The 23624-nt window shown below is 41.1% G+C and carries 22 protein-coding genes and 2 pseudogenes; 9 read left to right on the forward strand and 15 right to left on the reverse strand.

The features are described 5' to 3' along the window. Window positions 1-42: 42 nt before the first annotated feature. A complete protein-coding gene (locus B9T29_RS13180; protein ID WP_086176356.1) occupies window positions 43-942 on the reverse strand; it encodes an NUDIX domain-containing protein in 900 nt (299 codons plus the stop codon). Between the two features lie 139 nt (window positions 943-1081). Between B9T29_RS13180 and hemP the strand changes: the two genes are divergently transcribed. Next, window positions 1082-1252: a hemin uptake protein HemP gene (hemP, locus tag B9T29_RS13185; RefSeq protein ID WP_086176357.1), complete on the forward strand. Its 171-nt coding sequence runs from the start codon at window positions 1082-1084 to the stop codon at window positions 1250-1252. A gap of 234 nt (window positions 1253-1486) precedes the next feature. Here hemP and B9T29_RS13190 read toward each other — a convergent pair whose 3' ends face one another. From B9T29_RS13190 to B9T29_RS13205, 4 genes are all read right to left on the reverse strand, one after another. Continuing rightward, window positions 1487-2830, reverse strand: coding sequence for a sensor histidine kinase (locus tag B9T29_RS13190; RefSeq protein ID WP_086176358.1), 1344 nt, complete (start codon window positions 2828-2830; stop codon window positions 1487-1489). A gap of 1 nt (window position 2831) precedes the next feature. Then, window positions 2832-3491, reverse strand: coding sequence for a response regulator transcription factor (locus tag B9T29_RS13195; protein WP_086176359.1), 660 nt, complete (start codon window positions 3489-3491; stop codon window positions 2832-2834). A gap of 124 nt (window positions 3492-3615) precedes the next feature. Then, complete coding sequence (locus tag B9T29_RS13200) at window positions 3616-3978, reverse strand: NirD/YgiW/YdeI family stress tolerance protein (protein ID WP_086176360.1); 363 nt, start codon at window positions 3976-3978, stop codon at window positions 3616-3618. A gap of 97 nt (window positions 3979-4075) precedes the next feature. Further along, entirely contained in the window at window positions 4076-5833 is a 1758-nt protein-coding gene (locus tag B9T29_RS13205; RefSeq protein ID WP_086176361.1) for a GspE/PulE family protein, read from the reverse strand. Between the two features lie 261 nt (window positions 5834-6094). Between B9T29_RS13205 and B9T29_RS13210 the strand changes: the two genes are divergently transcribed. Beyond that, entirely contained in the window at window positions 6095-7342 is a 1248-nt protein-coding gene (locus B9T29_RS13210) for an MgtC/SapB family protein (RefSeq protein WP_086176362.1), read from the forward strand. A gap of 21 nt (window positions 7343-7363) precedes the next feature. Here the strand turns inward: B9T29_RS13210 and tsaA are convergent, their stop codons facing one another. Further along, entirely contained in the window at window positions 7364-8083 is a 720-nt protein-coding gene (gene tsaA / locus B9T29_RS13215) for a tRNA (N6-threonylcarbamoyladenosine(37)-N6)-methyltransferase TrmO (protein WP_086176363.1), read from the reverse strand. Window positions 8084-8188: 105 nt separating this feature from the next. Between tsaA and B9T29_RS13220 the strand changes: the two genes are divergently transcribed. Both B9T29_RS13220 and B9T29_RS13225 read left to right on the forward strand, forming a co-directional pair. Continuing rightward, window positions 8189-8968 (forward strand): ferredoxin--NADP reductase, encoded by a 780-nt coding sequence (locus tag B9T29_RS13220; protein ID WP_086176364.1) that lies wholly within the window; start codon window positions 8189-8191, stop codon window positions 8966-8968. A gap of 118 nt (window positions 8969-9086) precedes the next feature. Next, entirely contained in the window at window positions 9087-9875 is a 789-nt protein-coding gene (locus tag B9T29_RS13225; RefSeq protein WP_086176365.1) for a DUF2071 domain-containing protein, read from the forward strand. A 44-nt stretch (window positions 9876-9919) separates the two neighbouring features. On the opposite strand, the gene B9T29_RS13230 is transcribed toward B9T29_RS13225, so the two are convergent. Then, on the reverse strand, window positions 9920-10552 hold the full coding sequence (locus tag B9T29_RS13230) for a cation transporter (RefSeq protein ID WP_086176366.1): 633 nt from the start codon (window positions 10550-10552) through the stop codon (window positions 9920-9922). 75 nt (window positions 10553-10627) lie between these two features. On the opposite strand from B9T29_RS13230, the gene B9T29_RS13235 reads away from it, so the two are divergent. The 3 genes from B9T29_RS13235 (at window position 10628) to B9T29_RS13245 (ending at window position 12794) form a co-directional block, all read left to right on the forward strand. Then, window positions 10628-11041, forward strand: a complete 414-nt coding sequence (locus B9T29_RS13235; protein WP_086176367.1) for a Cd(II)/Pb(II)-responsive transcriptional regulator — start codon at window positions 10628-10630, stop codon at window positions 11039-11041. An 84-nt stretch (window positions 11042-11125) separates the two neighbouring features. After that, window positions 11126-12526: a tRNA 5-hydroxyuridine modification protein YegQ gene (yegQ, locus tag B9T29_RS13240; RefSeq protein ID WP_086176368.1), complete on the forward strand. Its 1401-nt coding sequence runs from the start codon at window positions 11126-11128 to the stop codon at window positions 12524-12526. A 13-nt stretch (window positions 12527-12539) separates the two neighbouring features. Next, window positions 12540-12794, forward strand: a complete 255-nt coding sequence (locus B9T29_RS13245; RefSeq protein WP_086176369.1) for a YfhL family 4Fe-4S dicluster ferredoxin — start codon at window positions 12540-12542, stop codon at window positions 12792-12794. Window positions 12795-13030: 236 nt separating this feature from the next. On the opposite strand, the gene ahpF is transcribed toward B9T29_RS13245, so the two are convergent. The 4 genes from ahpF to B9T29_RS13265 all read right to left on the reverse strand — a co-directional run bounded on the left by ahpF (window position 13031) and on the right by B9T29_RS13265 (window position 17728). Further along, window positions 13031-14596, reverse strand: coding sequence for an alkyl hydroperoxide reductase subunit F (ahpF, locus tag B9T29_RS13250; protein WP_086176370.1), 1566 nt, complete (start codon window positions 14594-14596; stop codon window positions 13031-13033). A 229-nt stretch (window positions 14597-14825) separates the two neighbouring features. Next, complete coding sequence (locus tag B9T29_RS13255) at window positions 14826-15743, reverse strand: hypothetical protein (RefSeq protein ID WP_086176371.1); 918 nt, start codon at window positions 15741-15743, stop codon at window positions 14826-14828. Window positions 15744-15785: 42 nt separating this feature from the next. Beyond that, window positions 15786-16919 carry a toxic anion resistance protein gene (locus tag B9T29_RS13260; RefSeq protein ID WP_086176372.1) on the reverse strand — a complete coding sequence of 378 codons (1134 nt, stop codon included), beginning with the start codon at window positions 16917-16919 and terminating at the stop codon, window positions 15786-15788. A 20-nt stretch (window positions 16920-16939) separates the two neighbouring features. Further along, window positions 16940-17728, reverse strand: a complete 789-nt coding sequence (locus tag B9T29_RS13265) for a tellurium resistance protein (RefSeq protein ID WP_086176373.1) — start codon at window positions 17726-17728, stop codon at window positions 16940-16942. Window positions 17729-18080: 352 nt separating this feature from the next. Here B9T29_RS13265 and B9T29_RS13270 point away from each other — a divergent pair, with 352 nt between their 5' ends. Both B9T29_RS13270 and B9T29_RS13275 read left to right on the forward strand, forming a co-directional pair. Further along, window positions 18081-19331 (forward strand): YncE family protein, encoded by a 1251-nt coding sequence (locus B9T29_RS13270; RefSeq protein WP_143223895.1) that lies wholly within the window; start codon window positions 18081-18083, stop codon window positions 19329-19331. A gap of 83 nt (window positions 19332-19414) precedes the next feature. Next, window positions 19415-19885, forward strand: a complete 471-nt coding sequence (locus B9T29_RS13275; RefSeq protein WP_086176374.1) for an OadG family protein — start codon at window positions 19415-19417, stop codon at window positions 19883-19885. A gap of 623 nt (window positions 19886-20508) precedes the next feature. Here the strand turns inward: B9T29_RS13275 and B9T29_RS13280 are convergent. The 4 genes and pseudogenes from B9T29_RS13280 to B9T29_RS16625 all read right to left on the reverse strand — a co-directional run. After that, complete coding sequence (locus tag B9T29_RS13280) at window positions 20509-20967, reverse strand: DUF2147 domain-containing protein (RefSeq protein WP_086176375.1); 459 nt, start codon at window positions 20965-20967, stop codon at window positions 20509-20511. A gap of 293 nt (window positions 20968-21260) precedes the next feature. Beyond that, window positions 21261-21841: pseudogene (cas1f, locus tag B9T29_RS13285) on the reverse strand (type I-F CRISPR-associated endonuclease Cas1f); the annotation flags it as partial. Between the two features lie 1168 nt (window positions 21842-23009). Continuing rightward, complete coding sequence (locus tag B9T29_RS13290; RefSeq protein ID WP_213033306.1) at window positions 23010-23360, reverse strand: hypothetical protein; 351 nt, start codon at window positions 23358-23360, stop codon at window positions 23010-23012. 39 nt (window positions 23361-23399) lie between these two features. After that, window positions 23400-23624 (reverse strand): annotated as a pseudogene (locus tag B9T29_RS16625) (IS5/IS1182 family transposase); the annotation flags it as partial.

Consider the following 23624-nt stretch of genomic DNA (forward strand, 5'->3'; position numbering starts at 1 on the left):
AGATGATAAAGTTGTGGTTCAATACATTCTCTGATTCTGTTTTTATAAAAATCGCATCCCTGCAATGCCATAGCCACCCTGTTCTTTTGCAGTAGCAAGATCTCCAGCTTGCATGCCACCCAAGGCAAAAACCGGTATATCCACTTGTGAAACCCAGGCCTTAAACTGTTCCCAACCCAATGCTACAGCGTCTGGATGGGTTACGGTCGGCAATACCGGACTCAGCAAGATGGCATCACAACCGATCTGCTGTGCCTGTTGCATGGAAGCTAGATCATGACATGCCGCAATGTAACGCTTTCCAAGGGTCAAATCACCCGGTTTTAAAGCCATTAGTTGTGACTGTTTTAAATGAATGGCTGAAATAGCCTGCTGTTGAATCGAGCTTAATTGTTCAAAAATATCGACATTGACAATGAGCCGAGGCAAATGCTCCACACTGCGCCCAGCCAGTTCCGTGAGCTGCTGCTGAATTCCCTCGACACGCCAATATAACAACTGATCCTGTTTTAATTGTGCCAGATCATCCAACTGCGCTGAAATTTTAATTTGATGCGGCCAATATAGACGCTGAATAATGGACAGATTGGCTTTAGGGAAGTTTAAATCCAGCAATTCTTCACGGCTATACCAAGTCCAGGGCTGCTGAATTTCATTCAATAAAGCGGTCGGGACGATGGCATGAAATAAATGTAAGTTGACGATCACATCATCATATTCATGCTCAATCACATCAAAAGCATGCCAGTCATGCAGACCAATTCCCACTTCTTCATAAATTTCACGGCGACACGCAGCCAAGGGTGTTTCACCCTCTTTCACTTTACCACCGGGAAACTCATATTTATTGCCCTGATGCTGTTTTGCTTCACGCCAGCCTACCAGCACGTTGTTTTGATGCAGTAAAATTGCAATGGCAACATGAATTATGGGTTTCGACATTCCCTACTCCTTAGCCTGAAAATATTACAGAGTGTAAGCAAATTTAAGTTTTTTATAAAATCTTAAATAAACGATTGACAGATACATTTGATAATGATTATCATTTAATAAATTCAATACATACCACGGAATCGACGGAATGAACGCACCATTTAGCTTATTTACTCGTAATAACGATGCAGCTCACTCACTACCGATGTTGCACTCCAACAACCTGTTTTCTCTGGGTCGAGAAATTCGAATTATGCATGCCGGAGAAGAATACCGTCTACGTTTAACCCGTAACAATCGACTTATTCTGACCAAATAATAATAATTCACTCAACAATAGATCTCTTTCATAAATCAAAAAATGTTCAATATTAGATTTTTTTAAATCAGCATGGCCTCATTTGATTGATTTAGTTTTTTTACCTTTTCGTAGGCAATCTCTCTACTTTTGAAAGGTCAAAAGTAGACAAAAACCTTTTGTTTCCCATACACGACTTCCTTGTCGTGATGGGAAACGTGGAAACAAGCAGTATGAGCGCAAACATGCTGCTTTTTAACGCTGGATATGCAATGGAAATTGCAGCTCAACTTTTAATCCACCATGTGCCGATCGGGAAAATTGAATTTCACCGGCATGTAATTCAATAATTTTTTTACAAATAGACAGCCCCAATCCTGAACCTTGGGTTTTGGTACCCAATGCCCGATAAAAGCGCTCACCCAGTCGTTGCAAGACCTCTTCTGTCACAGCTTGTCCATCATCTTCAATCACCATGCTGATGTATGATTGCTTGTGCTGCATATCAATCCATACATGGCCATTTTGCCCGGCATAACGGATGGCATTGTCCAGCAGATTGCGCAGGCAACTGAAAATGAGTTTGTCATTTCCAGTAATCACCAGATTTCCGGCGAATTGTGTCTGGATTTGAATATTTTTCTCGGCTGCAAAAGGTTGCAAGGCTTGCAAGACCTCGTTGATCACCCTGCTCATATTCATTTCAGAGCTGGGCAATTGATTCGTATGGGCCGGGTCCAGTCGTGCCAGTAACAGCAAGTTTTCTAACACCTGTGTGCCACGACTGACATCATTTTGGATGCTGACCAAGTCCTGCGCTAAATCTGGATATTTCCGTTTCAATACCTGTAAACGCATTTGAATGGCAGATAATGGTGAACGTAATTCATGCGAGGCATCCGCAGTAAAGCGCTGTTCTGCCACCAGAGATTGTTCAAGCCGCTGTAATAACTGGTTCAGCTGCCATACCATCGGCTGCAATTCTTTTAATTCAGGTACCTGCTGATGAATCGGTGCGAGATCATCGGCACTTTTAGCTGAAATTTCTCTGGATAATTGATGAATGACTTTAAATTGGCGTTTTACCGCAAAGTTTAAAATCAGCCATTGAATGAACCAGAGCACAATTAAAATCAGGCCATAGCCCATGACATTTTGAGCCAAAGCTTTAAAGCGCTCTCCCATCGGCTGCAATAGCAGTACCGACGTATTCAGTTCAGGATTTTGCGAGGTATAGATACGCCACAACTGCTGATCGTGCCAAATCAGATCATAACCTTCATCGGCATTATTTTTGAAGGTTGAAGACAGATGGTCCAAATGGAAATTTTCTGATTCGCTCAGCACCTGTTGCTGATCTTTTAACTGGTATTGAATGTCAAATTCATCACTCAGTTCATCGACCTGTTGTCCTGAACTCGTACTTACATCTGAAATCAACAGCATATCTGCAATTTCATCCATGATCTGGTCTTGCAGCTGCATGGTCTGGTACAGCGAAATCCCCACAAAAAGCAGCAAGGCCAAAACCCCAGCCAACATGGAACTGAATAATGAGGTTTTGATTAACCTGGTTTGTAGAGAAATGGCTTTTGACATACTAACCCTGACTCATGCGATAGCCCAAACCACGAAGGGTCTTGATATATTGGCTGCCTATTTTCTTGCGTAATTGATAGATAAACACTTCTATGGCATTACTTTCTATTTCATCGCCCCAAGCATAAAGTGATTCTTCCAGCTGTTCACGGGTAATTACATGCTCCGGCTTTTGCATCAATTTATGTAAAATCTGAAATTCTTTGGCGGTTAGGTTAATGGTCTTTCCATCCTGAATAAGCATTTTGGCCTGAGGATCGAGGACTAAATTTGCATAGCGCAGATATTGTCCGGCACTGCTTTGATGCTGGCGTAATTGCGAACGTACACGCGCAGAAAGTTCTTCCAGACTAAACGGCTTGACCAGATAATCATTGGCACCCAAATCCAGCCCTTCGACACGGTCATGAATAGTGTCCCGCGCGGTAATAAAAATTACAGGGGTTTGTTGCTGATGCGCACGTAAAGCTTTAAGAATGTCATCGCCACTGGCTTTGGGTAGCCCACGATCGAGCAGGACACAATCATACTGGTGTTGCTCTAGGGCTAAAATGGCATGATCGCCACGTTCCACCCAGTCAATATTATAGCTATCCATTTCCAACCATGTTTTGATACTTTCTGCTTGGGAGGCATCATCTTCTGCCAGTAAGATTCGCATGTGTAGTTCTCAGCTATTTGGCATATTCTACTTTTAAGATAACATGCTTTAAAAAGATGCCAGAATGAAAAAAAAACCACATGAATATCTCATGTGGTTTTAGGGAAGAACCTAAAAGAATCACTTAGAAACGGATGGTATCCACATCAATTTCAACGCGTTTAGCCGGTTTGTAATCGATATCGACTTCACCGGTGATGGTCACAGGTGTTTTGGCATTTACGGGTTTACCTTGCCATAACTCATCGTCAATCTCGACCGTCATGGTGCTGGTATTATCACGGAACTGGTATTTTTCATCACCGACTGCTTTCACCACATAACCTTTAAGCTGTACTTTGCTATCATCTTTTAAAGTTAAGGCCTGTTTAACCGTGGTGGTTTTTTGTGGCGCAATGGCAGCTTGATTCACGGCAGTATTTGCGATGGCAAATGTCGTTGCACCAATTAAACCAGTAATTAAAGCTGCTTTAGAGATCATGTTCATGTTGAAGCCCTCATCTTTTTGTTCATCATTTCGATGAAGTGATTAAAACAAATCCAGATGAGGTGAATCTTAAGATTGCTGCTTTTTTAAAAATCGCTTAATTCAAAGGAACAACCCGCAACACTTCTTCCAAAGTGGTCAGTCCATCCAAAACTTTACGTGCCCCCGCAATACGCAGCGGTTCAACGTCCTCTTTCTTGGCTTGTTGACGCAATTCATTTAAATTGGCATTGGCACTAATCAGTTGTTTGGTCTCTAAACTTAAAGGCATAAATTCATAGATTCCGACACGCCCTTTATAGCCTGTATGTCGACACGCTTCACAACCGACCGCTTGAAACACAAAGTTTGGCATCTCGATCGTAAAGTCGTAGGTCAAATGCTTCCACTCTTGCTCATTGATAAAGGTTTCAGCTTTACAATGCGGGCAAAGTTTACGGACCAGACGCTGTGCAAGCACGCCCAAAATGGTCGCCGCGGTTAAAAATGGCTGCACACCTAAATCATGTAAACGGGTCAAACTTGAAGGTGCATCATTGGTATGCAAGGTCGATAACACCAAGTGACCGGTCAATGCAGCTTGAATCGCCATATTGGCGGTATCATGATCACGAATCTCCCCGACCATAATAATATCCGGGTCCTGACGCATCAGCGCACGTACCCCATCAGCAAAACCTAAATCAATCCCCTGATTCACCTGCATCTGGTTAAAGCTCGGTTCCAGCATCTCGATCGGATCTTCAATGGTACAGACATTGACTTGTTCAGTGGCCAGCTGTTTCAGCGAAGAATATAGCGTCGTGGTTTTACCTGAACCAGTTGGCCCGGTGACTAAAATAATGCCGTGACTATGTGCAGTTAAAGCCTGCCACTCACTCAGTAACCCGCCTTCAAAACCGAGCTGATGAAAACTGCGTACCAACACTTCCGGATCAAAAATACGCATCACCATTTTTTCGCCAAAAGCCGTAGGCAAGGTGGATAGACGTAACTCTGTTTCCTGTCCTTTAGGCGTACGGGTTTTTAAGCGGCCATCCTGAGGTTTACGTTTTTCCGCCACATTCATGCGACCCAAAATCTTAATCCGCGAGATCACTGCAGTCAGGGTATTGGCAGGCATTTTATAAATGGTATGTAACACGCCATCAATACGGAAACGCACTTTACCGGTGTCTTTACGTGGTTCCAGATGAATATCACTCGCACCCTGCTCAAAAGCGAACTGCAATACCCAGTCCACCAGCTTGACAATGTGCTGATCATTGGCATCCGGATTTTGCGTATCGCCCAGTTGCAACAATGCTTCTACACCTTTGTTATCACGGTCATAGGCACTGGATTTTTGCGATGAGTTAACCGCACGGCTGACCTGATAATATTCCACCAGATAGCGCTGCAACTGATCTGGGCTTAATAGTACACACTGAATTTTTTTCGGGGCAATCGTATGTTGAAGATTGGCCACCCATTCCGTTTTAAACGGTTGATCGGTCGCGATTAGCACTTGATCCGCCTGAATTTCAACCGCCAGGATTTTATTACGCACGGCAAATTCTTGCGACATGATACTGGTCAGTGCCTGCACATCTGCTTTTAACGGGTCAATAATATAAAAAGGGATATTGGCTTTGTCTGCAATCCACTGACATAAACGGTTTAAAGTCAGTGTCGATTGAGGATGGGCTTGATCAACCAGATTAAAATGCGCAATCCACTGCAAGGGATGCCATTTCAATTGCTCACGCTGGCGGTGTGTGGTTTGGATCAGCAGTTTGTTGCGCTCGGTAATGCGTCCATCTTTTTGTAATTGTTCCAGACACCACGAAGTATCCATTTCAAAATTAAAATTCATTGTTCTAAGCCCCAAAATCAACCCACACTATAACAAACTAACTTTCATCTGACTTAAATCGCTTTTAGAAAAACAGTATCCCCCGACCATTTCTCTGCCCAAGCTATTTTGTAGATTGTTTATAGCAAAACTATAGCGTGTTTTCCCGTCAAGAGGCTTTTACTTTCATCCATTTATGGCCAATAATGCTTCATGTGTTGCTGAAATAACCACCATACTTGCAGATGCCCAATCGAGTAAATGAACCCTGTGAATAATATAATGAATCTGTCGCTTCAAACGACATCCTTTCAAGAATTGCTGATGATTATGGCAGCGGCATTAGGCTGTGGCTTGCTGATTGGCCTGGAACGTGAGCGTAGCAAGCAACGTGAAAATCAGCACAGTTTTGCCGGAGTTCGTTCATTTACCATTTGCGCCTTATTGGGTGCACTGTGTTTTGCTTTTGGCCATATTTTTGGCGTGATGGGTGCGCTGATTGTAGGCGGTATCGGGATTTTTTCACTGAAGAACCAGTTGCAAGATCCAGGGGTCACTACAGAACTGGCTTTTGTCATGACCTATTTTATTGGGGCATTATGTATCTGGAATATCACACTGGCGGCAAGTTTATCCGTTGTGCTGACCGTTATTTTAATGATGAAACATTCGATTCATGGCTTTGCAGGAAAATGGATTACTGAAGCAGAATTTAGAGATGGCTTATTTTTACTGGCCCTGATTTTAATTGGCTTGCCGCTTACTCCCAATACCCCGTTATGGGGCTCAGTTCTCAACCCGCATATTATTTTAAAACTGCTGACCATTATACTGGTTGTTCAAGCATTGGCACATATTGCCAAACGTTTACTTTCAAGCAAGAAAGCACTCATGCTTTCTTCAATCGCTTCCGGATTTGTTTCCAGTACCGCAACCATTGCACATTTAGGCGTGCAGGTGCGTAATGGTGAAGTCGATGCCCGTTCCAATGCCGGTGCAGCACTGATGTCATGCATTTCAACTTTAGTGCTGCTCTTCATTGTGGTCGGCGGTGTGTCTTTAACCTGGCTAAAACTGCTGATACTTCCCTCGCTCATTGCCATCGCAATTTTAGCGCTTTGTGCTTACTGGCTTTTACACAAAGCGGAACCTGTCGAAGAAACAGAGCCTGAAGATAGTCCAATGTTTAGCTTAAAAGAAGCGGTCATCATTGCAGTTACTTTAACCTTGATTCAGGCGGGCGTTTATGGACTTGAACTCCTACTCGGTGATGCAGGTTTAATTGCAGGTACACTCTTGGCTTCACTGTTTGAAATTCATGCCGCTGCAGCCGCTGTGGTTGTTCAAGGTGAACCTACAAACACCAGTTTACTCTACGCAATGATGTTAGGTCTGACTGCCCATGCCGTTTCTAAATGCATTAATGCAGCCATAAGCGGAGGATTAAAATTTGCACTTTATTTTGCTCCGGTACAAATTCTGCATATGCTGGTTTTAATTGCGGTACTGTGGTGGACGGTACCAGCTTAGGCTTGAGCCAAATGGTACGCATTACAACAACTCTTCCAACTCCTGAATTTCTACCCCTTTTGCAGTCACTTTAAATTTGACATTGATTGCCGAAAACAGCATGCCATATAACCGCTCTGCATCTTCCTGATAAGCCGGACGCGGATCTAAAGCCAGCACCTGTTCCAGTTCATTTACAATTTGCGCTGTCAGTGTATTGTGCTTGAGTAAAGTCTGCTTTTTCTGCTCAGCACTTTCTGTCCAAATAACCGTCATTCGTTCAGGCTCATCCTGTGCATAGCCACTTTGCGCCGTGATTACAGCATCTGAATATTGAATATAGGGTTTAATATCGACAATCGGCGTGCCATCCAGAAGATCACTGCCCGTCACATAGACACGTACAGACTTGCCCACTTTCTTCACTGCTTTCAACTGAACCACAGATAAACCAAGGGGTGATGGACGGTACATGCTGCGTGTGGCAAATACCCCGATTTTTTTATTGCCACCCAAGCGTGGCGGTCGCACTTGCGGTCTAAACTTTTGACTTTCTTGCTGATTTTTATTGTCATGGAACTGCCACAACAGCCAGAGATGACTAAATTCCTCAATCCCCTCAAATGCCAGCAAATCATTATAAGGTTCCACCATTTCAATATAGGATTCAACCTGTACCAAATTGGGTTGTCGTGGAATGCCAAATTTTTCCTTATAGGGCGATTTCATATACCCGATTATTGGCATTTTAAGCTCAGTCATAATCACTTTTTCTGATAAGTTCAATTAAATATATTCAGTTTATCGAGAATGTTTTTAGATTAGAATAGTAAGCTGTTCTAATTTGATAACTTATTGAGACCTTTAATGGCTGCTTTCAACGTCGAAAAGATTACTCACGTCCACCACTGGAATGACACTTTATTCTCGTTTAAAACCACTCGTGACACTGCATTGCGTTTTAAAAACGGACAATTTGTGATGATCGGTCTTGAAGTGAATGGTAAGCCTTTAATGCGCGCTTATTCAATTGCAAGTGCTAACTATGAAGAAGAACTCGAGTTTTTCTCTATTAAAGTGCCAGATGGGCCTTTAACTTCTATTCTCCAAAAAGTAAAAGTTGGCGACGACATTTTAGTTTCACGTAAACCGACAGGCACTTTGGTTCTTGACGATTTAAACCCGGGTAAAAACTTGTACCTTCTTTCTTCAGGTACCGGTCTTGCGCCTTTCCTTTCGGTGATTCGCGATCCTGAAACATATGAACGTTTTGAAAAAATCATCGTTGTTCATGGCACACGTTTCATTTCAGAATTGGCTTACCAAGACCTGATTGAAAACGAAATTCCAAACCATGAATTCTTCGGTGAACTAGGTGCTAAAGAGAAATTAGTCTATTACCCAACTGTAACTCGTGAAGAATTCCATACTCAAGGCCGTGTAACCACTGCAATTGAATCTGGTCAATTATTCGAGAAAATTGGTTTGCCACGTTTCAACCCGGAAACTGACCGTGCAATGCTTTGCGGTAGCCCAGCATTCCTGGACGACGTTGCTGCACTTCTTGACCAACACGGTTTAAAAGAATCTCCAAAAATGGGCGTTCTTGGCGACTACGTGATTGAACGTGCATTCGTTGAAAAATAAGATGCTATAGTAGATATCGCATTTTAAAGACCGAGGTTAATGCCTCGGTTTTTTATTTACTCATTTCAAACATTTGGATAAGATCAAAATAATAAAAAAATGATTGATTATTAAAGTAATGAACTTTCAATATTTAAAATTTCAAGATTTTCTACATCCGCGTCCAGCGCCTAAAGGCATTGATGTGCAATGTAAACTGCAGCATTTCGCACTCATCACCTATGCCATTGATCCGATCCGTTTTAAAGACTTTATTCCACCACGTTTTAAGCTTGATACCATTCAATATCAAGGACAAGAAAAGGCATTGATGTCCGTGGTTCCTTTTATTGACGTTGATTTTACTTCTGCAGTTTATCCATTTCCAAAATTTCAAATGGGACAAACCAATTACCGCGTTTATGTTATTGATCAGGAAACACAGGAACGCTGTGTCTGGTTTATTGGCACGACTTTAGATTCATGGACGTTGATTGTGCCGCGCCATTTGTGGCAATTACCTTGGCATCCTGCGGTTTTTGATTTTAATTGCCAGCAGGACAGCGAAGGCTTTTACAGCCAATATAAAATGCAGACCCAATCTGAATGGGCCAGCGCTGAATTGCATTTGATGCAATCCGCAGAAGATAATTGGACATACCCAGGCTTTCCAGATTTAGAAACGCATTTGGTATATTTAACCCATCCTTTAGCCGGCTTTTATCATCGTCGGGACGGTAAATTAGGTACCTATCGGGTTTGGCATGACCGTTTGCAACCTAGGCCAGCAAAACTACATCATGCACGTTTTGAACTTTTGGCACGCATGAACTTAGTGTCTTTTGAAGATCAATTGCAACCCTATAGCGTGCTGATTGAACCGGTGAATGAGTTTACGATTTATTTGCCGCCCACAGTGCTGGAATGACTTAAAAAAGAGGGTTTTTCAGCCCTCTTTTTTTATTGATACGATTAAACCTGTTCAATATTTTTAAAGGTTTCACGCTCCTGTAGCGCTTTCTTCATCACCTGATACCCACCGCTTAAACCTAAACTCGCCATAATTACAGCTACCCCAATATCCGGCCACATGCTTCCTGTACCAAAGACACCCACCGCAGCCAAAACCACCGCGACATTGCCAATCGCATCATTTCGGCTACATAGCCAAACTGAATTCATATTGGCATCACCATCGCGGAAGCTGTATAAAATTAAAGCTGAACTAACATTGGCTACTAAAGCTAGAACCCCAATTGCACCCATAGTGATCGCTTCTGGGGGAATGCCCTGCATATAGGCAAAGACTGTTTTTCCAATCACTACAACACCGAAGAGTGCCATAGTTAGACCTTTCACCAACGCGACTGTGGCTCGCCAATACAGGCTTGCACCCAATACTGCCAGTGATACCCCGTAGTTTACGGCATCCCCAAAGAAATCGAGGGAATCTGCCCAAAGTGCAGAAGAATGTGCATAAGCCCCACCAACCAATTCAATCAAGAACATGGCCAAATTAATGAATAATGCAATCCATAAGGCAGTTCTGAATTTGCTGTCCGGTTTGGGTGGTGCAGGCTCATCACAACAATGGTTACACGCCATAAGATCACTTCCTTCAAATGATTACCATTTTGTATTATTCTTATTTAAAACTATGGAGCAACTCCAAGGTCAAGCATGAATACACATAAATATTATTTAATTAAAGATTTAGCGCAAAAAACCGGACTCAGTAGTGACACTATTCGCTTCTACGAGAAGAAAAATCTGCTCAAACCCAGCTTTCGTGGCCACAACAATTATCGCTATTATGATGAAAATACATTCAAACGATTAGTGTTTATCAAGCGCTGTCGTGCACTGGATATTTCATTAAATGAGATTGAAACATTGCTAGAACTAGAACAGCAACCATCGCAAAGCTGTCATGCTGTAAATCAACTGATTGAGCAACACATTGAACAAGTAACTGATAAAATTATGGAATTTCAAAAATTTCAACAACAGCTGATTCAGCTTCGCGCCTCTTGCAGCACTACGCAATCCATTGATAGTTGCCAGATTTTAAAGCAACTTGAAGCTGAAAAATAACTAAAAACCCAACTAAAATACTAGGTTGAATCATTTTTTTAGATCCTTACAATAAAGCCATAAATTTTTTATGCCTTTATTGACATGACCATTTCGCACGTAACCGAACTTCTCTCTCCTGCCGGCTCACTAAAAAACATGCGCTATGCATTTGCCTATGGTGCAGATGCCGTATATGCAGGTCAGCCACGTTATAGCTTACGTGTGCGTAACAATGCTTTTGATCATGACAATTTAAAAATTGGCATTGAAGAGGCTCATGCTTTAGGCAAAAAATTCTATGTGGTGGTGAATATTCAACCGCATAACTCTAAATTAAAAAATTTCATTCGTGACCTGGAACCTGTGGTTGCCATGAACCCGGATGCGCTGATTATGTCTGACCCAGGCCTAATTATGATGGTGCGTGAAAACTTCCCGCATGTGGCAGTACATTTGTCGGTACAAGCCAATGCCGTGAACTGGGCAACTGTCAAATTCTGGAAAAACATGGGTCTGACTCGTGTCATTTTGTCACGTGAACTTTCTATCGAAGAAATTGAAGAAATTAAGAATCATGTGCCTGATATGGAAATTGAAGTTTTCGTGCACGGTGCATTATGTATGGCTTATTCCGGTCGTTGCCTGCTTTCTGGTTATATGAATAAACGTGATGCCAATCAGGGCGCATGCACCAATGCCTGTCGCTGGGATTATAAAATTCACCAAGCAGCTGAAGATGAAACTGGCGATGTTATTCCAGTCACCCAAATTGAAGAATCATCAGCATGCTGCAAAAACCAAGATGCCGATGAGCAACACGCCCTAGAACAACACCAATTTGGCGAGCCGGTTTTACTACAACGCAATGAAGAAGACATGTTTGCAGCCGAAGAAGATGAACATGGCACTTACTTCATGAACTCTAAAGACTTGCGTGCGGTACAGCATGTTGACCGTTTAACCAAAATGGGCATTCATTCCTTAAAAATTGAAGGTCGTACTAAATCGTATTTCTACTGCGCGCGTACTGCCCAGATTTACCGTAAAGCCATTGATGACGCTTTAGAGGGCAAACCCTTTGATCCATCACTAATGACTCAGCTGGAAGGCTTGGCGAATCGTGGTTATACAGAAGGTTTCCTGCGTCGTCATGTACATACTGAATATCAAAATTATGAAACCGGTTCATCGCGTTTTGACCATCAGCAATTTGTCGGTGAAGTATTAGAGCGTAACGGTGACTATATCAAGATTGAGGTAAAAAACCGTTTTGTGGTGGGTGACTCGCTTGAGCTGATGACCACTTCAGGCAATATCACTTTTACTTTAACAGAAATGAAAGATAAAAACGGTAACCTGATTGAAGATGCCAAAGGTTCAGGCTATGTCGTGGATATTCCTGTCCCTGCAGATGTTGATTTGAACTATGCCCTGCTGATTCGCAACTTGCCGAATTCATCTGGCGATATTTCAGCATCATCTTTGGCTTATCAAGCTGTTTGAGTATCCAGACAAGATGGCGCTATTAATCACGGATAAATGTATCAACTGCGATATGTGTTTGCCTGAATGTCCGAATGAGGCCATTTATGAGGGTGATAAGGTGTATGAAATTGATGTGAAGCGCTGTACAGAATGTGTCGGCTTTTATGAGCACCAAACCTGCATAGCCGTGTGTCCAATTGAGTGCATTATTCCGCATCCTGAACATGTGGAAACGCAAGAACAATTGATGCAGAAGTTTAAGAGCTTGAATTTATTTAAATCTTAAAAATATTTGGAAATGGCATATAACTTGCTTAATAAAATTTAAAAAGCTTGGGGAAAGAAAAATAAAAAGGTAAAACAAAAAGTGCAGAAGAACAGAATAACCATGGAAATGGTCATAATAAAAAAAGGAACCCAGAGTTAGCATGCTGCGTTCCCATAAACAGGGTAAAACAAAAACTTGGGGAACTAAAGCCAAAGTGTCTATGTCAATGTACATAGCCACTTTGGCTTTTTTAATTACCGTCCCGAACGAATAATGTAATCGAAAGCAGATAGGGATGCCTTGGCACCTTCACCGGTAGCGATGATGATCTGTTTGTACGGTACGGTGGTACAGTCACCCGCTGCAAATACACCCTTCATACTGGTTTCGTTGCGTTCGTTAATCACGATCTCGCCACGGTTGCTCAGTTCTACTTTTGAGGCTTTCAGGAAGTCGGTGTTTGGCAACAAGCCGATCTGTACAAAGATCCCGGCCAGTTCAACCGTGTGTTCCACATCTGTAGCACGGTCCTTGTATTTCAGTGCTGTCACCTGTGAACCGTCACCCACCACTTCAGTAGACAGCGCATTCTTGATCACGGTGGTGTTTGGCAAGCTGTTGAGCTTGTCCTGAAGTACCTGATCGGCACGCAGCTTGGTGTCAAATTCCACCAAGGTCACATGCTCCACAATACCCGCCAGGTCAATCGCCGCCTCTACACCCGAGTTACCGCCACCGATGACTGCAACACGCTTGCCCTTGAACAGGGGGCCGTCACAGTGCGGGCAGTAGGCTACCCCACGGGTTTTATATTCTTGTTCACCCGGAACGTTCATCTCTCTCCAGCGTGCACCGGTAGACAGGATGATGGTTTTGGATTCCAGTTTGGCACCATTTTCTAAAGTCACTTCCACCAGACCGTTGGAAGTTTCATCGGCACCCTTGATGTTAGAGACCTTTTGCAGGTTCATGATGTCGACGCCGTACTCACGCACATGCGCTTCCATTTCAGCGGCAAATTTTGGACCCTGGGTTTTCTTCACCGAGGTGAAGTTTTCAATGTCCATGGTATCCATCACCTGACCGCCAAAGCGTTCCGCCACAATCCCGGTATTGATGCCTTTACGCGCTGCATAGATCGCTGCGGTGTTCCCGGCCGGGCCACCGCCAATCACCAGTACATCAAAGGCGTCTTTGGCATTCAGTTTCTCTGCCTCTTTGGCGGCCGAGTTGGTGTCCAGTTTGGCAATGATTTCTTCTAAAGTCATACGACCCTGACCGATATGGTTGCCGTTTTGGAATAGCATCGGCACCGCCATGATCTTGCGCTGTTCCACTTCGTCCTGAAAGAACGCTCCGTCAATCATGGTGGCTGTTGTGCCCGGATTATTGATTGCAATCAGGTTCAGGGCCTGCACCACATCCGGACAGTTATGGCAGCTTAAAGATACAAACACTTCAAAGTCAGCAGTCAGGTTCAGAGCTTTGATTTGCGCCAATACTTCATCCGAGACTTTTGGGGCATAACCGGACACCTGTAACAATGCCAGGATCAGGGAAGTAAATTCATGTCCCATCGGAAGTCCGGCAAAGTTGACGCGAGGTTGTTCGCCGGCTTTGGCCACACCAAAGCTTGGTGTACGGCTATTGTTGCCGTCGAAGCGTGCAGTCACCTGATCTGACAGTGCGGCAATTTCAGTCACCAGTTCCTTGATTTTGTCAGACTTGTCCGAACCATCTAGAGTCGCGACCAGTTCAATCGGGCCTTCCAGGCGTTCCAGTAAGGTTTTAAGTTGGGCTGAAGTATTTTGGTCTAACATGGCTAAGGTCTCCAAAGGAGTAAATGCTTATTTAATAAGGCCATATTAGTACAAAAATATAGATAGTTAAAACAGTTTGTTTTTATAATTACGATCGCATTATTGAATCAAAAATCTATTTATATTCATTTGCAAAGTCTTATCTCATTAAAAAATCAAAAAAATGTAATCAAATAACAGTCAATAAAAACTTTAAAAGCCCTTTTATAGGGCTTTTAACTTGCATCATTTAACTTATAAGGCGCTGTTCTACTCTTAATATTCGCCCTTTTAAATGCTGCGATAAAAGAAATAAAATGAGACTCAAAATCGCAGATAAAATAAGCACTGCAATAATAAAGACATTCACCAGACCGCTCATTTTTTCAGCTTGACTAACTTGCTTAGAAACACTTTTCGCCATTGGCGTTAAACTCTGACCATAAAGCTGATGCTGCATGGTCCACAGTTGTTCAGGTTTAAAACCATATTCAATAAAATGAGGATCTGTTTTTTCTGCCTTCACTAAAGCTAAAACCTGAGGAATGGCAGCATCTTTATCGACCGGTTTATGTAGCAGTGCCGTTTGTGCCAGCAAATAGGCTTTCACCGGCGCATCTACATCAGATTGCTGTAAATATTGGGCCAATTCACTCTGCTGAATATTTTTATCATATTGAATAGCTTCGGCATAAACATCGCGATCATCATTTAAATCATATTGCAGATAAGTCAGGCCTGACCACAGCACAACAAAAGCAATGATCCAGCCGACAAACTTCAAAATAAAAGATTGAAAGCGGATATAAAAGAAACGGATTTTTTTCAAAAAATGAATGACAAAAAATGCCCCGACAAAAGACATGAACAGCTTCAGAATCAGCCAGCCAAACCACAACAACAGATTGCTAAAATAATCCGTATGCTGACCCAGCTCGGCCAGATTGGCATCTACACTCATGGGCATATGCAGTTGTTTTAATTCTGTGCTTATACCAAAAAAACTATAGACAAAATCATGCTGTAAAAATAGCGCCACCACAGATGCCAGAAAAATGGTGCTGCTGGTCATCGCCAATAACATCAGATTGCGTTGGCGCTTTTTCAGCACCACCACACCCGATTCAATCTGTTGCGGATTTACAGCATATTCATCTAAGCGGGGCAAACGGTTTCTCCTGAAGTGCAGACAATGAACTTAAGTATAGGGTTAAGATGGATTGACCTCACTGCGACTGGATTCAATCACCAGATGATTCAGATTTTCCTGCAAGGCACGTAAGCGTGTCGTGGCTTCAGCACGTTTCTGCATACCCTCTTTTTGCACCTGAATCACATCATTTACTGTTTTAATGAGGGTGTTTTGTACATGTTCAAGCGTTTCAATATCAATCACTGAGCGCTGGTTGGCTTTGGCCGTAGCCACCGAGTTTTGATGTAACAGGTCGGCATTACGGCGTAACAGGTCATTGGTCGCATCATCAATGCTATTGGCCAGCTGTACACTGTTCTTCTGCTCATTCAGGGAAATGGCCAGACTGATCTGGTTTTTCCATGCCGGCAAGGTAATGTTTTTAATGGCATAGAACTTATCCACCAGCATCAGGTTATTGGACTGGATAATCCGGATCATCGGTAAGGTTTGCATGGCAGACTGCTGTAAAACCTGCAAATCGCTGACCCGTTTTTCCAGATTATTGGCCAGATGATTCAGGTCATAGACCTTTTGCACCGTGGGCTGATCTTGGGTTTGGCTGCTTAAAGCCGCAATTTGCTGCTGGATTTCCTGCTCTTTCAATTTCCCGGCAGCAATATAGATCCCCAATTGCTTATATTCATCCTGCACGCCCTGAAACATTTTATCCAAAGTGTCGACACGGGTTTTTAACCCAGATTGGGAAGTTTCGATTTCTTTGACCAATACATCAATCTGTTCTTTAGTGCTATTAAAATGCTGATTGAAACTTTGCTTGGCCCCTTTCATTTTACTGATCAAGCCCCCGAAGAAACCGCTGCTCTTTTTCTTGTTTAAAATACTGCTGCTATTCAACTGCTGCGCAACCTGCACCACCTGATTCAATTTTTGACCAGTGCTATCCAGTTCTTTATTTTGTACAAGGTTCAGCAGCTCATCGGTATAAGTCGAAGTTTTTGTCGCAATATTTTTCCCATATTCAGCCACTGCGTTATGGCTCATTTCAGCCAGTTCCTTATGTGCATTCATCACTTCATTAAAGTCAGAATCCTGCAAGCCAATTTCTTTTAAATTCAGTAGCTGAAATTTTTGCTGAACCACGTCTGGAGTAACTTCAGCAGGTAAATCTTGAGGTTTAAAATCAGTCATGCTTCACCTGAATATGATCATTAATGTATAGGTTTCTCTAACGATTTTCTTAAAGTTTTAATCAAAGTCTCCCGGCTATGATCCAGCTTTTCCAGTTCAATGCCCGAACCACTTTGATTGCTTTGTTTAACATGATATTGCCAAGCCGGAATCAGCACTTGCTGTGCTTCTTTAAAGCGGTCCAGCAAAGTAAAAGAAAGTTGCTGAGATAATTGCATCTGTGTAATTGCAATATCATTACTGGCCTGCAAAGTTTGTAATGAATTGATCTTTTTCGATAATCTTTCTGAAAAATTATCCAGAGGATGCTGATTTTTGACAAAATTTGGATATTCCAGCAAAAATTCTTGCGCAGCCAGAATGTATTTCGCCATTTGTTCCCGATGCCCAAGCAATTGCTGAAAGCGGGCTTGCGACTTTTGAATCTCAATCTGTAATTTTTGACTTAAATGATTGGCCCGATTGAGTAATTGATCCAGGTTTTTATAATACTCAACCTGCCCCGAACCATATTCCAGATCAATCCCCAACCACTTTTGCCAGGCATTAAACTTACGACGGGTTAAATATTTTTTTGAATCGGCCAATGCCTGAATCAGCTGTTCTATCGTGCTACTTAATTGTCGGGTCAGATGTGGATCTACCCCGTTTAATAAAACTGACTGGGCCTGAATCACTGAATCGGCATAATGATTCAGGCGATATTGATCCTGCAGCAAAGGGATCAAATCATTGCGCTGAATCGACAGCAGCTCAGCCTGATTTACCTCAATATCGGCCAAAGCAACCAGAACATCTATCTGAGACATAATATTGCAAACTCAACAAAATCATTTTTATAGTACGGCTTCTGTACAAAAGTTCATGTAGCGTTTTGCAATTTTCGACATTTAAATCAAAGATGTAACAAAAAGATAAAAATATGGATTCGACATTCTGTCGGGAAAATAATCCATCCTACTCTACCAATTAATTGATTATTCAAGGTTTATAAAATAACAACTTCATTGATGGTCAATTCTGGCACGTCTTTTATCGGATTATTCATGATTTGACTGGTGAATTCTTTAATCTATGGCTCAGCTAATACAGGAGTATTAGACAGTAGTGAAAATTCAAATAAAAAATCGATTTCATGGATCTGAATCGGAGAAAAATGATATGAAAAACAAAAATATTTTCCTTAAATGGAGCGTAAATGCGTTATTTGCATCAATCGCATTCACCTCCCTGCATAGCAACGCTGCAACATCGGTAATGCCTGTCCCGGCGAATAGTCAGCAAGTATTTTTTGTTGGCAACAATTGGGATGGAACGGTAACGGTCATTCGTCCATTAGGTAATTTTGGTAAGATCGGTGTTATCAACATGATTCCTGATCGCAAAGAGCGTTTGACGGAAATCCACCTCAATCCAGTTAAACTGATTGCCTATACTTATATTCAGACCACCGCTGGGGAAGGTCATGATCAGCTTGTAGATGATATGTACTCTACGCCAGATGGTCAGTCGATAGTTGCATCTCGTCCAAGTTTTGCCGATGTGGTTTCTATTAATATTGCGACAGGAAAAATCAACTGGCGTACTCCTGTAGAAGGCTTCCGTGCCGACCATATGGCGGTTTCTCCAGATGGTCAACGCTTAGCCGTATCGGCTTCTTCGGGCAATGTGGTTCAAGTGCTGGATATCAATACGGGTAAGGAATTGGGACGCTTTGCAACAGGCGACAAACCGCATGAGAATATTTTCTTTAACGGTGGCACAAAGATTCTAAACTCAGCCATTGGTAATGTGGAAACATCGATGGATGCTGCATGGCAAGATTTTACCAAGGGTAAACGGTTGCTCACTATTGCTGATGCCAACACGTATAAAGTAATCAAAACGATTGATTTCCGTCCGGTGCTGGATGCAGTTGGCCGTAAAGATTTATCCAATGCTGTGCGTCCAGTCGTGTTTAGCAAGGATGAATCTAAAATTTATGCGCAAGTTTCATTTTTTAATGGCTTGATCGAGTATGACCTGAATCAGGATAAAATCACTCGCATTGGCCAATTACCGGGCAGCTCTACCATTCCCTCTGACCGGACAAAATATGTAAATGACTCCCGTCATCATGGATTATCCATCAGTGCTGATGGTGAGAAATTATGTGTAGCAGGCACTATGGATGACTATGCAACCATTGTCGACCGTTCAACATTGAAAGCTGGCAAGCTGATAGCTGCAGGCAAACCCTACTGGGCGACACAAAGTTCGGACGGAAAAAGTTGTGTGATTTCGGAGAGCGCCAATGATGTGGTTACCGTGATTGATTTTGCAACGGGTGAAAAAGTAATGAGTGTTCCTGTAGGAAATCATCCTCAACGTGTTCGGATCGGTTATGCACCTGCGGGCTGGTCAACACCTTAACTGTTTATTTGTTATAAATCGTACAGACCTGATCTTAAGATTGGGTCTGCTTTTAATTTAAATGCAAGAGCAGGATTTCTGGCATGGATCGCAGCATACGACTTGGTCTTATTATCGGCTTTATTGTGACCTTGTTACTCATCATTGTGGTTTATCTATTTAAACCGCTCTCCCCAACTCTACCCAATACAGCAAAACCGAAAGAAAAACCAATTCCAACTGAAACTACTTTAGAAAAAAAAGCAGTCCTTAACGCACCAGCTCAAGCCAATCCAGTGGCGGTATCCAATCAGGCAGAATTAATTCAACAACGTGACCGACTGTATCAAGATTTCGCAGCAATTAGCGACGCTTTGAGTCATGGACAGCAACCTGATTTACGTCAGGTGAGCCAAATGTTAGAACAACAAAAACAGCTGGTCAAAACAGGTACGGTTACTGCGGATGAGGCCATTTCATATTGCCAGTTCTTAAAGCAGATTTTACCTGTAATGGAACATCAGATTGATCAAAATATTATAGAGTTAGAACAGTTTAAGCGCAGTTCGATATAAAAATGAAGGAATTTTCTGAAGAGTTTTAAATGTAATCTTGAGCTATGCCTGGCAATGAACTGTTAAGACGTAAGCTCCAAAATCGTACCTCTTTTAAGCTGCCTACATGGCAGTAAACCTGGATATCACAAGCCTCCATGTTGTTGAGTTTTTCTAAGCTGCCTATATGGCAGTGAACATCTGGACATAGCTTTGGACTACTATAAGAAAAAAGACAATATTCAATGCTGAAATATTCGCATGTGATTTGCAGGAGACCAACATAGAAAGAGCTGTTATTGCAGTAATTCTCATTATTATCGTGATATTGCTGATCACTTTTTATTTCAAGAAAAAATAATCCACATGGTTATTTATAAAACAAACCTAAACAATAATGTCATCTTATGGGTCTATCTTCACACCCTAATACTACGGATAGTATTCGATCGCACAGACCCACTTCGGTGGGTTTCTTATTTTTGAAATATTAGCTGGTTAATATTTACTCAAGGTTTCATACGAAGACGAGACTTGTAATAACTAAGTAGCACTAATTCCCAAAACCCATCCCTGTGATGGGTTTCTTTTACTTATTCTTACTTATAATTTATTTACCAAAAAATAATCACTTGAGAACTATATCAGAGCTTCTTCCAAGTCATGATGCTAGTTACATTGGCACTTTTAGCTTTACCATAGACTTTCATTTGGTCTCCAGCAGCGTTTAAACTGGCATCAATATCATATACACGCCCATCCTGCGTATTAATCCAAAGACCCTTGTTAAATTGTTTATTGGTAGCATCAGCAACAAGACCTTTAAGAGCTTCCATTCCAAAAATTGGCTGATTCTTCAGTTCACCTTGGCATTTGCTACATACTTCAGAACTTGCAACACCAGGTAAAGATCGGTTTTTAGTAATGACAGCACTGTACTGTTGTGTTTTAGAATTCTTACGAATCACGATGTCTGAAACATAATAACCAGTACGATCATCAATAACTTTCCAAGTGCCGATTAACGGGTCAAATGGCATAGCAGCTAATGGATTGATTAGCCCAAAAAATAATGCAGTAGCACCAAAAAACTTACGGTTCATAAAAAGTATTTACAATTCAAAGAAGTAAATAAGCACGGCTGTGCTCAAAATTGGCGAGAGTATAACAATTATTTTTCTATTAAGACATTAATTTCATTAAAATTAAATATATATTTGATAGCTATTTCAAAAATTAATCAAAGATATCATCATTTTTACAACGTTCAATTACTATTAAGCTAGGATTAAAGAAAACCATGACATGTAATAACGAAGTAATACTACCAAGCCCATCCCTATGATTTCTAAGCTGCCTATATGGCAGTGAACCTGCTGCTGCTAATATTGGTACTGTACAACTGCTTGGTTGTCGCTGCTTCTGTTAGGAGTAAATCACCGACTTTATTCAGATTAGGAATTTTCCATTCAAAGCCATCTAGCTCATTTTGAACATCTAAATCATCCAAATAAAAACCTTCGGCTTTTAAGTCGCGATCTTTAGCCCACACTTTTTGAATAAATTCAATCCGAGCCAATTGAAACTGTTTGGCAACGTCTAAGCGTTTTGCATCATCAAACCAAAATTGCATCCAGCCTTGCATATATTCGGTTGGACGATATTCACTTTGCGGGGTCATCCATTCAATTTCACAGCCCATAAATAAAGGCGTACCACCACCGCCTGTAAATCCGACTAATACTCCTGCACTGGCCAGCATCCGCATTGCTGCTTGGGTAATGGATGTTCCCGTGCCCAGCATAATGACTGTGGTATTGGCGATGGGGATATTCCAATATTGGTTTTCATTTTTAGCTTCGGTCAGATATAACACCCGACCATCTTTTTGCATGACGCGTGCGTGTTCCAGATATAGAGATTTGCTCGTTTAGAATGCAAGATCGCTTTTAAATAAGAAGGATTCAGTTGTTCCATTTTTATTAATTTTCGGAAATTATTTTTTTCAGTATAGTAAATTCAATAACTTATGCAATTCGACTAAAATACAATTACGACAAACTATGTCGCTCATGTGCAACTCACGCAATATCAAAATTTTAGGCATAAAAAAAGCAGATTCAAAAAGAATCTGCTTATTAAAATCTTGGTATATAAGCAGACTCGAACTGCTGACCTCTACGATGTCAAAGAAAATATATATTTTATAATATCAATATTTTAAGTTTAACGAACAGTATATTTGTCGCATTTCACAATTTGCTTTATTCATTAATATTTATGATTACATGTAAATAAAACATTGTTTAAGTGCCTCTTCAGTTTAGAGCCAATATACCATTGCACAATCTGTATATTTAATAAGCATAACAGCATCTATCAACAGAATATATTCGAAGGATTGAACAAATGTTTTATGTACCTACATTATCGTAATCTAAAATTTCACATCATAAAAAAAACAGGTTACTAAAGTTACTAATTATTAAAACAATACTTATCTATATGTATTTATTAAATTTTAATATATTTTATAAAAGTTACTTCTAGGTTACTTTTGAGTTACCAGTAACCCGTTTTTTGGGTTACCAGCGGTAACCCATTAAGTATTTGTTTTTTAAATATTAATTACTTTTTAAAAAGTATTGGTAACCCTTAGTAACCTAATAAAAGTTACCAATTTTTATATTATAAATTAATAACTTATCTATTGTTTTTTTGATGTTGGTAACCTAAATTTAACTTTTATTTTTGGACTTATAAAATTCATTAAATAGTTCTATTTGTTCTCTATCTTTTAATTTGCATCAGATTGCATCACTTTGCATCAACTTCAACGCCTTGATATACCCTCAAATCCTTTGATAGCATAGGTTTGAGTTATTTTTACTACTGCATCAAAATAACGACTTTTAGTAAAAGCGCGCAAGCGGGAGGGAACTGCGTTTGGCTAAGCGACACCTACCCTTCTTCCCAATTTAAATAAAGTGAAAATAAGATATGGAAGTATTGGAATTTTATATAGAGTGTATTATGTAAATTGTAGAAAACCTAAACTGATTCGGGCTAAAAAATAAAGTTCATTAAAGTGAAAAAAGATATAGACCTCTTTATTTTTGGTATTTCTTACAAGCTGTTCCTCTGTTCAGTCCGTTATGCGTTTCAAAGTTTTTGGATCGACTGCAAAGCTCTTAATGAGTTTTTCTGAATTTTTTCGAATTAATTGCCAATCTTTTAAATGCACTCTGGCAAAACGTGCCTCTAATTTAACTTTCATAAAAGGCTCCATGTTCCAATACATATTACATCTGGGAGCAGATCGTACCTTGACGACAGCGTTGGTACAGCGAATTAATGTAAGAACCTTTCCTGTACTATCTTTTTGTACATACTGATCTTGCGTATCATACTGACCGTAAGATTTAATCCATTCAGGATGAGGATCATATTTTTCCAAACCAAATTCTTGTTTATGTGCTGGAAGGCTTTGTTGCATAAAGATTTTAAAGATAGAGCTTTCCTAAGTTGCTCAAATTTAAGTGACAACTTGGGTATGAGGTCTGCCTAATTCTGTAAATTTATTTAACACGGCTATACGTGCATGAACTTCATTGACCTGACTATCAAAACTCCTTGCGCTGAGTTTATCGCCTAATAATTTGATGCAATGCATCTTAGTTTCGACCAAACTTCGGCGATGCTAGCCTGACCATTTTTTCCATAATGTCCTGCCGAAACGTTTAACTGTTCGAAGTAATTC

It is taken from the genome of Acinetobacter sp. ANC 3903, assembly GCF_002135315.1.
Taxonomy (GTDB): Bacteria; Pseudomonadota; Gammaproteobacteria; order Pseudomonadales; family Moraxellaceae; genus Acinetobacter.